At 31.0% G+C, this 14262-nt stretch carries 13 protein-coding genes; all 13 read right to left on the reverse strand.

Annotation, left to right across the window (positions count from 1 at the left end; genetic code table 11):
• Window positions 1–29 precede the first annotated feature (29 nt).
• The 13 genes from ABEG11_RS07125 to ABEG11_RS07185 all read right to left on the reverse strand — a co-directional run bounded on the left by ABEG11_RS07125 (window position 30) and on the right by ABEG11_RS07185 (window position 14251).
• Window positions 30–947 carry a hypothetical protein gene (locus ABEG11_RS07125; RefSeq protein ID WP_348823492.1) on the reverse strand — a complete coding sequence of 306 codons (918 nt, stop codon included), beginning with the start codon at window positions 945–947 and terminating at the stop codon, window positions 30–32.
• Window positions 944–1840: a hypothetical protein gene (locus ABEG11_RS07130; protein ID WP_348823493.1), complete on the reverse strand. Its 897-nt coding sequence runs from the start codon at window positions 1838–1840 to the stop codon at window positions 944–946. Before ABEG11_RS07130 ends, ABEG11_RS07125 begins: the two co-directional genes overlap by 4 nt.
• A complete protein-coding gene (locus ABEG11_RS07135; protein WP_348823494.1) occupies window positions 1840–3273 on the reverse strand; it encodes an MBOAT family O-acyltransferase in 1434 nt (477 codons plus the stop codon). Before ABEG11_RS07135 ends, ABEG11_RS07130 begins: the two co-directional genes overlap by 1 nt.
• A 36-nt stretch (window positions 3274–3309) precedes the next feature.
• A complete protein-coding gene (locus tag ABEG11_RS07140; RefSeq protein WP_348823496.1) occupies window positions 3310–4389 on the reverse strand; it encodes a glycosyltransferase family 4 protein in 1080 nt (359 codons plus the stop codon).
• Between the two features lie 8 nt (window positions 4390–4397).
• Window positions 4398–5699: a UDP-glycosyltransferase gene (locus tag ABEG11_RS07145; RefSeq protein ID WP_348823497.1), complete on the reverse strand. Its 1302-nt coding sequence runs from the start codon at window positions 5697–5699 to the stop codon at window positions 4398–4400.
• Between the two features lie 115 nt (window positions 5700–5814).
• Window positions 5815–6690 (reverse strand): N-acetylneuraminate synthase family protein, encoded by an 876-nt coding sequence (locus ABEG11_RS07150; protein ID WP_348823498.1) that lies wholly within the window; start codon window positions 6688–6690, stop codon window positions 5815–5817.
• The gene (locus tag ABEG11_RS07155) at window positions 6683–7843 is read right to left on the reverse strand and encodes a cytidylyltransferase domain-containing protein (RefSeq protein ID WP_348823499.1); all 1161 of its coding nucleotides are present in this window, start codon (window positions 7841–7843) and stop codon (window positions 6683–6685) included. Before ABEG11_RS07155 ends, ABEG11_RS07150 begins: the two co-directional genes overlap by 8 nt.
• Before the next feature lie 135 nt (window positions 7844–7978).
• Complete coding sequence (locus ABEG11_RS07160; protein ID WP_348823500.1) at window positions 7979–8887, reverse strand: glycosyltransferase family 2 protein; 909 nt, start codon at window positions 8885–8887, stop codon at window positions 7979–7981.
• 2 nt (window positions 8888–8889) lie between these two features.
• Window positions 8890–10137, reverse strand: a complete 1248-nt coding sequence (locus ABEG11_RS07165; RefSeq protein ID WP_348823501.1) for a UDP-glycosyltransferase — start codon at window positions 10135–10137, stop codon at window positions 8890–8892.
• A gap of 29 nt (window positions 10138–10166) precedes the next feature.
• Entirely contained in the window at window positions 10167–11273 is a 1107-nt protein-coding gene (wecB, locus tag ABEG11_RS07170; protein ID WP_348823502.1) for a non-hydrolyzing UDP-N-acetylglucosamine 2-epimerase, read from the reverse strand.
• Entirely contained in the window at window positions 11270–12196 is a 927-nt protein-coding gene (locus ABEG11_RS07175; protein ID WP_348823503.1) for a glycosyltransferase family 2 protein, read from the reverse strand. The genes wecB and ABEG11_RS07175 overlap by 4 nt, the downstream gene beginning before the upstream one ends.
• The gene (locus ABEG11_RS07180) at window positions 12193–13029 is read right to left on the reverse strand and encodes a glycosyltransferase (RefSeq protein WP_348823504.1); all 837 of its coding nucleotides are present in this window, start codon (window positions 13027–13029) and stop codon (window positions 12193–12195) included. Before ABEG11_RS07180 ends, ABEG11_RS07175 begins: the two co-directional genes overlap by 4 nt.
• Window positions 13016–14251 (reverse strand): glycosyltransferase, encoded by a 1236-nt coding sequence (locus ABEG11_RS07185; protein WP_348823505.1) that lies wholly within the window; start codon window positions 14249–14251, stop codon window positions 13016–13018. Before ABEG11_RS07185 ends, ABEG11_RS07180 begins: the two co-directional genes overlap by 14 nt.
• Between the last annotated feature and the right edge of the window lie 11 nt (window positions 14252–14262).

A 14262-nucleotide genomic window follows, 5' to 3' on the forward strand; every position in this document is an offset into this window, starting at 1 on the left:
AATTATTAATAATTTTTAAATTCATTCTCTCACCTCTTTAGACTCCCTCTCCTTTGGAGAGGGCTGGGGTGAAGAAAAAAATCTTTTATAATACGGGCGGTAAACATCCTTGCTCCAGTATCATTCATGTGTCCGCAAGAAGAAAAATATTTATTTTCGACAACTGCATTTTCATAATTATGAATTTCTGGATACATTTTTTTTACCTTATCGAAATAATTCATTCCCGCTACATTTTCACACATAGGTGTCATCACAACAATTAGATTGATGTTGTTTTCTTTGCAAATTTGCTTTATTTCCTCATAATATTTATTGTGAGGCAAAGGATTTAAACTCGCAATATTGTTTTTCATATTACCTTTTTTGTGCTTCACTAACGGGTAATAACCTTCATTTTCTAAAGCACTTGTTTTTTCTTTTTGAATGTTTTTTATTACTTCTCTAAAACCAATTTCAGGGTCAAAAACAATGTAGCGATAAAAAGGAATATAATATAAATAATTAAAATCTTCTTCGGTTAAAAAATGTTGCTCTATAGTTTTGGAGTCGTGCAAATAGGGTAAAAACTTCGAAGAAATCCCATCAGCCCGATGGTCATTGGTCAAATTCAAATCGGCTTCTAGTATAACATTTTTTATTTTATAATGACGCTCAACCATCAATTTCAATAACAGATCAGCTTCAAACAAATGCCCGCCGCTCATTCCAAAATTGAAAGTTTTTAAGCCCCTGTCTTCAAACAGTTGAGAAACAAAATGGTTATTCGCTCGGGAAGAACCCAAAATGACTACATCATAATTTCTAGGTTTTGAATTGTAGATATAATCTATTTTTCCTCTACTAGATGATTGCAAAAAAACGCTGGTGTAGGCAAAATCAAATAAAGCCAACAAGACAAGAATGGTGGAGAAAATCTTAAAAATTAAGAAAACAAAATATTTCATTCAGGAATGTTTAATAACATTTTTTTAATTATAATTTCAGTAAAAAAATCTGCACCTTCTTTATTCAAATGGGAACAATTTTTAAACAATTCGTCACTTTTAACAGCTTGTGAAAAATCACGTAAATCAGGTATTTTCTTCTTAAGCTTTTCTACAAAATTTAAGTTTTTAGTATGTTTACAAAAAGGAGCGCAGAAAAACACTATGTCCATTTTATTTTTATAAGCATATACTTTTATTTTATCAAAATAGCGGTTTCTCTGATTTATGTAATCTGGTAAACTATTTGTATGTTCTGACGAATTCCCTTCTAAACCAACAAAACCATAACTTTCAGTAATTTTTGTTCTTTTATTAATCAAATTCATAGAAAACTCTCTTGAACCTATCTTTGCATCAAAAATACAATACCTGTAAAAAGGAAAATAAAACAGTTCTTCCTTTTCTTTAAAATGGCTTTTAAAATATTCTTTTGTTGTTTTATTTTCCCTCACAAAAGGCATCAATTCATATTGAAAAACATTCGAATATCCATCTTCAGCATTAAATATATAATCTACTTGAATAAAAATTTTATCGACGCTAATATTATATTCTTTAGTAAGCTGTAAAACTGTATAAATATCACTAAGTTTAGATGCTTGAAAGCCAAGATTAACGGCACTTTTGCCTGTTTCATCCTTTATCAATTTAGGTATTATAGTGTTTTCAACTCTTGAAGAACCTAAAAATAGATAATCTATTTTTGCATTTTTCAAACTTCTCAAATACTGGAATTTTGTTCGAGACATCGTTGCTGTCTCATAAACTTTTGTATAAACAAAATCAAATACTATAGAAATTGTTATTACAAAAAAAAGAATCAATGCTATATGTCTTGTAAATCTATTCATTAAAACTGAAAATAGATGAACTCTTTATAATCCGAATAAGTTCCAAGCGCAATTATAGACGCTAAACACAAAACCAGCCTTAAATAGGAGTATTTTCCTGAAATAGGTTCTATCTTTGTTCGGTTGTTCCACTCTACCAAAACAAATAAGCCAACCATAATCAATAATTCGTAATTGTATCTTTCATTGGAAAGGTATTGAGAAGCAAACTCTCCATTAACTAAGATTCTTTTCAAATACAATAGGGCATCAGTTATCGTTTTGGCTCTAAAAAACACCCAAGCTACACAAGAAAGTAAAAAGGTCAGCACAATATTAAGTCGCACTTTAATAGATTCTAAATTCCAACTCAAATGGGTACTTTCAATATTGTTTCTATTCTTTTTCAGTAATAATAACGGTAAAAAATATACCGCATTGATAAAACCCCAAGCCAGATAAGTCCAGTTAGCTCCATGCCAAAAACCGCTCACTACAAAAATGATAAAAGTATTCCTGATTTTCATCCAGATACCGCCTTTACTGCCACCAAGAGGAATGTACAGATAATCCTTAAACCAGGAAGACAACGAAATATGCCAACGGCGCCAAAACTCGGCAATGTCTCTGGAGAAATAAGGATAATTGAAATTCTTTAGTAAATCAATTCCAAACAATTTAGACATTCCCAATGCCATGTCGGAATAACCTGAAAAATCGCCATAAATTTGGAAGGCAAAGTAGACAGCTCCCAAAATTAAGGACAGTGAATTCATACTGCTGTAATTATCAAAAATGGCGTTGGCATAAGTGGCACAAGTATCGGCAATAACCACTTTTTTGAGTAATCCCCATAGGAACTGATAAATTCCTTCTTTGGCTTTTTCATAATCAAATGTTCGCTTCACTTTTACTTGTGGTAGTAAATGAGTCGCTCTTTCGATGGGCCCCGCAACCAATAAAGGAAAATAGCTCACGAATAAGGAGTAATCGACAAAGTTATATTCGGCTTTGATTCGTTTGTAATAAATATCAATTACATAAGATAAGCCGTGAAAAGTGTAGAATGAAATCCCAACAGGCAAAACAACATCTAACAAAAAAGGACTTGCCTTGAAACCTACTCCTGAGAGCAATTCAGCAAACGAGTTAGCGAAAAAATTATAATATTTAAAAACTCCTAGAAAACCAAGATTAATAGAAATACTTAGCCAAAACCAAAATTTTCTTTGTTTATCTGAAGCGCTTTTTTCAATTCGAATACCTGTATAATAATCCAAAAAAGTGGAGAATACCAACAGAAATAGAAAACGCCAGTCCCAGCAGGAATAAAAATAATAACTCGCTCCAATCAATACCGCGTTTTGTGTGCTTTTCGTTTTATTGAAAACAAACCAATAGAGTAAAAATACAATGGAAAAAAAAATAGCAAAAGCTAAAGAATTAAAAAACATAAATTAAAATAAGGGAATTGGGGAGCAAATTTAAGATTAATTATGGATTAGTAAGGCAAAATGTTGGTTAACCATTTGCTGTAAAGAAAAACGATTTTCTATTTCATTTCTAGTATTCAAATCGATTTTTTTAACTCCTAGATATACTTCTTCAAGAATAACAGTCAAAGCAAAAACATCTTTAGCTTTAAAAATATAACCATTAACAGCATCAGATATTGCTTCTTCATTGCCGCCTACATTGGTAGTAATAACAAGAACATTTGCGGCCAGACTCTCTAGTATAGATAAACTGAAACATTCCATGTGGGTAGGTTGCAGCATATAATCATAATGGCAATAAACAGATTTTAAGTCAGCACTGCTTCCTTTGAAATTAAAACAAGATTCTAAACCGTGGCTTCTGACTTGATCTTGCAATTGGGCTCTATAAGGGCCGTCACCATAAATATCAATGACTATTTCTTTTTTAATTGTGTCTGGCAATAAAAAAACTGCCTGAATCAAATCTTGGATTCCTTTGGATTCCCTCAAATGCGATGCGGTTAGAAAACTAGGCTTTGTTTGATTCCGTTTTTGCCTGATCTTTATTTCGTCCAATGCAATCCCGTTATAGATCACCTGTGTCTTCTTTTTTAGTTGACTACCAAAGTCCTTTATCAGCTCTTTCTTAGTATAATCTGAAACGCCGATAAACGTGTCGATGAATTTAGAATAGAGTAATCCTTTAATTCTTTTCTTTATTTTTTTTTCGAAAGAATATCCATTTATTGGTCTTGGGTTATGATCTACAGCAATGGTTTTTGCATTTGAAAATTGTTTTACTTTTTTAAAGAAAGGGGTGCACAACTCTATAAAATGAGTAATAACATATTCGTATTTTGAATTATTTCGCGAACAATAATTTAAAAAAAAAGACTCTAGACTTTCATCCTTGCTGTAAAAAATAGTGAGGGTATTATATTCTCCATGATTGGATTGATTTGGAAAAAACCAATCCACCTGAATATTATTTTCTTTGCACTTTTTATCAAACTGCCAGAAAAAGTAATCCATTCCCCCCACGCGATCGGTGATAAGTTTATAATTACATAGTACTGCTATTTTTTGAGACATATTAATAATTATAATAATTGGTTAAAAACTTCCCAAATCCGTTTTGACGCCAATTCAGGTTTTTCTCCTGCTACTATGACAAACCATTTTTTACACTCAGATACATTAGAAACTTCATTATTAATAACTTTTTTTACGACTCCTTTTAATTTCTCTTTGTCTGTGCAAAAAACAGCAGATTCATTACTGGGCATAGACCTAAAATGCACATATTCATAGTTTTGACCAATGTCACGAATTCCTTTTTTTAATTGTGGCTGTTCGTAATTTAAATAAACACAAGGCTTATTATGCGTAACAAAATCAAAAACGGTAGTTGAACAGATGTTCACAACCATTTCACTATGTTCGCAGATATTATACAGCAATTGTGCGTCTTCGGCCAAAGGCATTAAATCACCAACCCCGTGAACGCGCTCCCATAATGGATTAATTACCTTTACTACGTCCTTATTTTGCTCTAAAACCAAATCATACCTGTCAGAACTATCAAAAGGACATTTTCTATAAATAACTCCTAAATTTTCTCCTTCTAAATTTAGACTTCTTATTACATTAATTAAATCTTCTAAATAGTACTGATCTAATGGAGAAGTAGTTACATCATCTCCTGAATAACAAATGTATCTTTTAGAGTTATCCAAGCCATGTTCTTCAAAAAAAGCTTCTCTCGACAAAGCTAAGCTCTCATCAAAATGTGTTTCAAATTGTGGAGTTCCTGTAACAAAAACCTGATTTTCGACTATAAATGGATAATACATCAGTAACTCTTTTTTCATCAAATTACTCCATACCAAATAATAATCGGCCTCATAGACATTCATTGCCTTAGGCACATTATCCCAAGATTGTATAAAACAAACTGTTTTAATTGCTAAATCTTTTGCTGCCAAAATTATACTTATTGCCTGCGAATTCCTTTGATTAGAACAAAATACTATTTGGGGTTTATTTTCTAACAATTGTTCCTTACAAGCTTTATATCTTTGAGTTTTTCGCTCTTGTTTTTCAATTTTTTTTCTTAACCGAGCCAAGCCCTTTTCTGAAGCATAAATTTGAATCAATAAAAGAATAAAGAGACTTTTAAAAGGGTTTTTAACTCCTTTGAAACTTAAAGGAAATTTATATTTATCATAAACTAAATCAGTAAATTTTTTTTTCCAAAGATTTAATTCGATATGTTTTTTAGCTCTTAAGAAAAGAGGAGTTAATGGACGGACCTTCGCGTTTTTAATTTTTATTTCATTAAACCCTAAATTTTCTTTAATTGGGAAATTACTAGCATTCCAATAAATTGTTTCAAAACCCAATTCATCGCCTAATTTTTTAAATGAAGAATATGCAAAATTTCGCAATCCTCCTCCATCAGGAAACAGAACCATTATTTTTTTTTGAGACATATTAAAAATTTGTTAACATAGAAATTTAAACTTTTTGATTTTTTAATTTATCTCTTTGTACCTGTTCAATTGGTAGGACATCTTGTCCTTTAAAAGTTAAAGCTTTATGAACAGCTTTCAAATCACGAACCAATTTGCGCAAGCCTTCTGGTTCTAATGAAGCAGCATGATCAGTTCCTTTCCAGGTTCTATCCAGAGTGTAATGTCTTTCAATGATATTGGCTCCCAAAGTAAAAGCTGCTACATCTACTGCAATACCCAAGTGATGTCCAGAAAAACCTATATATTTTACCCTATCTTCATATTTTGATTTTAGTAAATTAATATCCAACAGGCACACATCTTCGAAAGGAACAGGATAACCTGAAGTACAGTTGTACAATACTAAATCTTGATTTCTTTTTTTTTGGATAAAGAAATTTACTAAATCTTCCGTTTCATTTTTTGTAGTCATTCCTGTCGAAATGTGCAATTCACCAGTATAATTTTCACAAAGCCAAGTAAGCATTTCATAATTATTATTACATGCAGATGGAATTTTGATAAACTCTGGTTGCAAAGAAGCAATTTCTTTTGCCGAAGTGGTATCCCAAACAGAAGTTGAGTAAACAATTCCAATTTCTTCGCAATACTGTTTTAAAATTGCATGCTGTGCCACATCAAATTCTAAATATTCACGATGTGCCCCATAAGTATCACCGTATGAATTAGAAGCATTAGGATGAGGAGCATTATACTGATCTTCCGTCAACAATTCTTTATTATTTCTTTTTTGAAATTTAACCGCATCGGCATTACAAAATATTTTTGCAATTTTGATTAATTCTTTAGCAATCTCCATTTCTCCTTTGTGATTACAGCCAATTTCGGCAATTACATAAGGTTTTTTATAGTTATTCATATCTTTCATTATAAGCAATTATTTTTTCACACGCTTCTCTAATAGCTCCAGCAGCAGCAGATTTTGTTAATAAGTAATCTGCTTTTTGTTTAACAATTTCTGTACCATCCGCAGGAGTAAATGACCAGCCCACGCTACAAATATTAGCCAGATCATTAACATCGTCTCCAATATAGGCTACTGTGGCAAAACTACTATTTCTATCTTTAATAAATTGTTTCAAAAATGAGTATTTATCTTTAATACCTAAATAAGTATTAGTAATCTGAAGTTTTTTCATCCTTTGATCAACTAGCTCTGAATTTTCAGAAGTCATAACTATTACTTCTACCTGATGCTGGCGCAATATTTCAAGTCCCATACCATCCCGCATATCAAAGGCTTTAGCTAACTCCCCATTGGCAGAATAAGATACTTGTCCATTGGTAAAAACACCATCAACATCTAAAACCAAATAATCAATGCGCTGGTGAACTTTTTCTTTTTTAAGTCGATTTGCTAACAACTCCTCAATTATTTTCCAATCAGTCATTGAGTCGATCTCTACTAAACTCGTTTCATCCATTTTTACAAGCCCGATTGTTCCGCTCACCCGGTTATTACTTTCTAAAAAAGCTTCTTTTGTTGTAGCATAAACAGCACCATTCTCTATTAGTAAACCCTCAAAGTCCTGTCGCCTTGGACGCTTAAAAACATCATAGTTTTGAGGCGTCCCGTCTGAATTCCAAGTAAATCGGTGTGTATTAACCACTGTTAATGCTGCTGTTTTTTTATTAGATATGATTTCATACAAAACAGCATTAATATCTTCTGAAGTTGTCATTGGAGATGTGGCTTGAAGCAGGCAAAGGATATCAAAATCATTTGTTACAGAATCAACAAATTCCATCATAACGCTTTCTGTAGTAGCAGTATCGTTAGCATTTTGCTCGCTCCGAAGTTCGGCCTTAACTTTTGGCGACCAGTAATATTCCTTTTTTATAAATGATATGATTTCTTCATCATCTGTAAATACAAACACTTCATCTAATTCAGAGAAAATTGCAGCCGTTAGTACCCATGAAAACAATGGTCTCCCTAATAACTTCTTTTTATTTTTTCCAGGAATCCCTTTAGAACCTTTACGTAATGGTATTATTGCTGTTTTTTTCATAAAATTTATTTCATCTTAATTTTGGGTTTTTTTTACTTTATTTTTATAGAACTCTCCTAATTTAAAAGGCACATATTAAATGTTTAAATACCTTTTTTAGGCTGGAAATGAATAAAATAATTTTGATCTTAAGAATTACTTTTCAGGTTGCCAATAGATTTTAGTTTCTGGAAGTTGCTTATACAATTCATATTCTTTTTTTGTTAGTCGTCTACTGTTTTTTATGATTTTTGGAACCGACCATATTAAATCTAACAAGGCTAAATTAATAGCCCTTAAAGCTTTGAAGTCTCCTTTGAATACTTTTAATTTAAACTGCATCCATATAGAATAAAACCATAATCTCGGGATACTTCTTTTAGGATAAAACAAGAAAAATAAATACCACCCTGAACGTAAAGATCTTCTCAATCTCATAACATAATCAGCATTGTTTTTTCTTGATTTAACATCTACTCTGTGATTTACCAAAACTTCAGGAAAATAATGAATTTCTATTTTTTTCTTGAATAATTGGTAGGAAGCAAAATTCTCTTCACCATAAAAAACAAACCATTCTGGATAATTGGGAATAGTACGCCAAATATCCATTCGCCATACATGAGCACAGCCTACAAAGCCTTGTACCTGATGAGGCTTTTCAATAGACAATTTAAATTTAGGCTCTTCAAGTCCCCAAAAAATACGGAGAGCAATTAACCCACAATTTATATTGTTATCAAAATAAGTTTTTATGGATTCTAGTGGATTTTCGGTAACAAAATGAGAGTCATCGTCCAGTGAAATAGCATAATCAGCTTTCGTTTCATTCAGCATTTTATTTCTACAAAAAATATAGCCTTTGGAAACAGCATTTCGTTCGAGTTGTATATTAGGAAACTTTTCTTTTACATATTCATAAGTTCCATCTGTCGAACCATCATCAATAACCACACATGAAACTGAATCATGATCAAGTAAATAACTGATTTTATTTAGACTAAAAGCTAAATCTGTTATACGATTTTTGGTAGTAATGAGTATAGAAAAAATAGAATTTGACATAATTAATTATTTTCTAAACCAATAATAATCTTTTTTAAATAATCTGCTGATAAATAATTTACTAAATCATTTCTATTCAATAACAAATTGTTTGGATTTTTCTTCCACAATTGGTATAGTTTTTCAATCAGCAATGCAATTTTTATTACATCATCAACTTCTGACCAAAAGTAATAATCTTCTCCTAATAATCTTCTTGTTTCGCTATAATAAGGAGACAAAGAAAGAATCGTCCTGTTAGCTTCTACACAATGAGCAAATTTCGCTGGTAAAAAAGGACTTATTTCTCCTTTTGCCTCTAAAATAATATTTACCGAAACATTTTTTTGTAACTGATAAACCTCATCAAAAGCTACATTGCCGTTATAAATATAAACTCCCAAAATATCCTTTTTGTAATTTTCAAGCATTTGGCTATGATAAGATGCATTTCCTAATAAAATAAGTTTTGCATCGTTTTTTGCTGTGGGATTGTTTTTCAAAAAAAGCAAGAAGCCTTTTAGTAAACCTTCTGGCGAACGCTGTTTCATTAAGTTTCCAGCATGTAGCATATTGAATTTTGAAACATCGAAATAAGAAGGAAAACTATTATTCTGTACCACATATTTTGCATTTTGATGTGGAATAACAATTCCCGTTTGAGCAAAACCAGAAAAATAACTTGACATCCATTCTTTTAATAGCAGACTCGGAAAAGCGCTGTATTTTGCTTTTCGTGATAATTTCTCAAAGAAAATCTCTTTCAAATCATATCCCGGTTCGACCCAATTGTAAGGTCTTGGATAAAAATGAAAAGGATATGGATCATGTATGTATGCCATCCATTTATTATGCAAATTTGGCAATTTAAGGACTGCATAATGAGATCTGAAACTGGCACCTTTACTTAAGGTAATGACTAAATCAGCTTCAAAAGATTGTTTTTTTAAAACTCTGCTTATACTTCTTGTATCATTAAAAAAGGTAAATGAAAACCCAAATCTCTTTTCTAAAAAGGGTGCAAGATTTATTTTGAAATTTCGAGTAAAAACTCTCTGAAATCTACTCAAAAAGTACAAAATACTCCATTTTATTTCAGGAATCACGACTGTATCTATATTCTTTAATTGTATATTTTTGCGGGTATAATGATAAACTAAAAGTTCAAATTCAGCTTCGTTTAAATTATTAATCAGAGCCACATTTGCTTTTGATCCGCTGCTATCTTCTATATCTATTGAATCGACTACAATAAGTATTTTTTTTATCATTTTTACCAATTTGTTCTTCAATCAGAATCTTAGTTTATTTTTCTTAAAAAGCTAATAATATTTTTAGAAGCGTTACCATTTCCGTACGGATTTGATTTATTTTCAAAACCATTAAAATTTTCTAATAAATCTTGTATAACATCTATTATCTTACCTTTATCCGTCCCAACTAATTTTGAAAAACCGACCGTTACCCCTTCCGGTCTTTCCGAGATATTTCTGGTTACTAAAACAGGTTTTCCTAACGAAGGCGCTTCTTCCTGAATACCTCCCGAATCTGAAACAATTAAAAATGATTGTTGCATTAACCATACAAAAGCTGGATACGATACAGGATTTATTAGCAGGATATTTTCTTTATCTGATAATAATTGATTTACAACATCTTTGACATTCGGATTCAAATGCACCGGATATACAATTATAACATCCTGACGCTTTGAGATTGTTAATAATGATTCGCATAGATTTTCCATCCCTTTACCAAAATTTTCCCTGCGGTGACCTGTTACAAGCACAATCTTTTTATTTGTTGGAATTATATTTTTTAATTCTTCTATTTCCGGATGACTAAAGTTTTCTTTTCCGATTTTGTTAAGCGTCCAGAACAAAGCATCAATGACAGTATTTCCTGTTTGGATGATACTTGATTGAGAAATTCCTTCTTTTAACAAATTAGCTGTTGCTTCGTTTGTTGGTGTAAAATGAATATCGACCAATCTTCCTGTCAACTGGCGATTGATTTCTTCCGGAAAAGGAGATTGTTTATTATAAGTTCTTAGTCCAGCTTCAACATGAGCTGTTTTTATACCGCAATGAAATGCAGCCAAAGCCACCATAGAAGAACTAGTTGTATCTCCGTGCACAAAAACTATATCTGGATTAACTTCTAAAAACACTTTATCCATTTTACTTAAAATAAGTGAACTTAGATTATTTAGTGTTTGGTTTGGCTGCATTAAATCTAAATCGTAATTAGATTTAATATCAAAAAAATCCAATACCTGATCAAGCATTTCACGATGCTGTGCCGTTACGCAAACTATAACTTCAAAATTATTCTCTTTGAGTTCGTGATATAAAGGCGCCATTTTTATGGCTTCAGGACGTGTTCCGAAACAAAGAAGAATTCTCATTTTCTAATATTTTTTTTCATTTTGTAAATTGGCAAGCGCAAAAAATAAGATTGATAATAAACAGACCATTTTATTTTTTGCAGCAAAGGCAATTTTAAAATTTTCATAATCTGATTGAATAAATCATATTCTTTATAATCTAAAGAAACTGTGATAAAATAACTAAGCAACGAATCTGTGAGTATTTGTTTTTCTTTCAGGTTTTTAATTACCAAAATTACTGCATCGCAATGCGATTTTCTTCTGAAAGGATTGTGGGTGAAAAATTCTCCGGTATTTGATTTTAAATGTTTTCTCCCGTAAAATAAAGTCTTTTTTACAGAAATCCCTTTCACTCCTGACGACAATATTCTGGAATACAATTCCCATTCTTCAGCATACATTAAATGTTCTACAAAGCGATTGTTTGCAAAATATTCTTTTTTCCACATTACAGCACAGGAATTGAAGGGCAGGCTATTATTTAACAATTTCTCTACATCATTACTATTAATATAAAATGATGAATATTCTTTTGAGCAATCAAAATTATAATCGAAATCTCCTGTAAAAACTTCTCTTTCGTATCTACAGAAAGAAATTTCTGTTTTTTCTAATTCATTTACGCACAATTCGAGGTTTTGAGGATGTACAATATCATCATCATCAAAAAAAATAATATACTCTCCTTTAGCTAGATCCAGTCCATAATTGCGGCACCCTGGCAAACCTTTTAAATAACAATTAGGACGTTTTAAAAATTGAAAACGACTATCTTTTTCTAGAATGGGAGCTATTACTTCTTTTGTATTATCTGTTCCGCCATCATCAATAATTAGGCATTCCCAATTAGTATAGGTTTGGGCCGAAATTGAATTTAAGGTTTCCCCAATAAAATGAGCTCTATTATAGGTTGCCATGATTATTGATACCATAGGATTCATATAAATAGAGATTTTAAAAACCGAACTGGTTTTAAAATTGCTTTTCCGATTTGAAACTCAAGCCGCAAGGTGTTCTTAATCTTTTCTTTTTCTTCTCTTTCAATCCTATTCAGTAAGGATTTAACAAAAAGTTCGAAATTTTCTTTATACAAATCTTGATGTTTTAAATAAATATACTGCAACAATTCATATTTCTTATTATTTGCTATTGCTGTTGTTGAATTATTTCGTTTTCTATAATTGTATAACGGCTCCTTAACTACTTTTACATGTCCTCCTTTTTTCAATAAACGAATGAAAAACTCCCAATCTTCATATCCTTTTCTCATAGTTACATCATAGCCACCAGAATTTTGCCAATCTGCTTTTTTGAATAATGATGTGCCTAATGCATTATTTGTATATAAGAAATCTAAAATCATACCTCCTTGCGGTTTGTAAACAACTGAGCTACCATCATCAAACAGTAAATTTGCAAAACAACTTACAATTTTTACTTCATCATCGTTCAAAAAAAGAGAAATTGCTTTTACACAAAACGAAGGTTCAAAAAAATCATCACTATCTAGTAGTAAAATGTAATCACCTTTTGCTTCCCTAATCCCAATATTTCGAGCTGTACTTTGTCCTTGATTTTCTTGTGTAATTAATTTAGTGATTTTTGATTCAATCTTCTTTAAAACACTTTTGGTTTTGCTATCTGAACCATCATCAATAACAATAACCTCTTTATAAGGATACGTTTGATTTAAAGCTGAATCTACAGCCTGCTCAACATATTGCCAATCGTTATAGCAAGGGATTATTATTGAAACTAAACTATTTTGGTTCATTAAATAATATTTTATATATCATTTCCCATTTTTGATCAATGATTTTCTGTGAAAAATTTTCATTCACAAAAATTACTGCTTCATTACTCATTTCTTTTAACAACATTGGTGTTTCAATAAACTTTATAACATTTGTTACAACGGCCTCGACATCGAATTCATCACATAAAAATCCAGAAAATTTATCTTTTAAAGTATATTTAATCCCCCCTGAATCAAATACAATAACAGGTAATCCGCAGGCTTGTGCTTCTAAAGTAGCAAGCCCTTGTGTTTCTCTTAGTCCATTTGTAGTTGCTTGTCCAGTTAATAAATAAACATCATGCTTCCACAATTCCTGTCGAATGTCGTATTGAGATTTACTTCCTTTCAAAAACACACAATCTTCCAATTGATATGCTTTAATCAGATTTTCTAAACTTTTTCGTTCCACTCCTTCTCCAATAATTGTCAACGAAACATTTACACCTTTTTTAACTAAAATATTGACGGCCTCTATACAAAAAATTTGTCCTTTCATCTTGTCAAGTCTTCCAATGGTAATCAATTTAAACTGATCTTGTGCTTGTTTATCACCTTTATAAGAATAAAAAAAATCGGTATTTACACTTACAGGTATTAGTATTAATTTTTCACTTGGACAGCCTAATTCTAAAAGCTTTTGTCCTAAATAAGGTGTATTAGCTGTTATTAAATCTCCATATTTAAACAAATTGTCATAATAGCCATAATTCTGAATGTAACCGCTAATTGGGAAGAAAGCATCATGACCATGAAAAGTTACTATTAAAGCTGGTTTAAAACCTGCCTTTTTTAAGATTGGCAAAGGACTAGAATTGGTTCCGTATTGAACATGAAATATTTTGGCATCATTAAATCCATTATAGAAAGACCACTCGAATAGCCAAGTAAGGTTAAATCTAGATTGTTCTTTATAATACTTTAAAATAAAACTAATTTCTTTTAAATTAAAAAATAAAATTTGAAGCCATTTTAAAATTCTTACCAGTTTATTGAATGGTATTTTATAATCTTCAATTATTATTTTGTCCAATAGATTATATTCTTCAATCAAACTATAACGTTCATTTATCTCTATTAACTTTCGAGTAACAATTTGTATATCATACCCCAAATTAATAGCAGTTACAATTTGTGCCGTTATAAATGTTTCCGACAAATGTGGAAATTCAGGAACTTTAAAAACTATCTTCTTATTCACTTTTATTATTT

It is taken from the genome of Flavobacterium aestuarii, from assembly GCF_040049115.1.
Taxonomy (GTDB): Bacteria; Bacteroidota; Bacteroidia; order Flavobacteriales; family Flavobacteriaceae; genus Flavobacterium; species Flavobacterium aestuarii.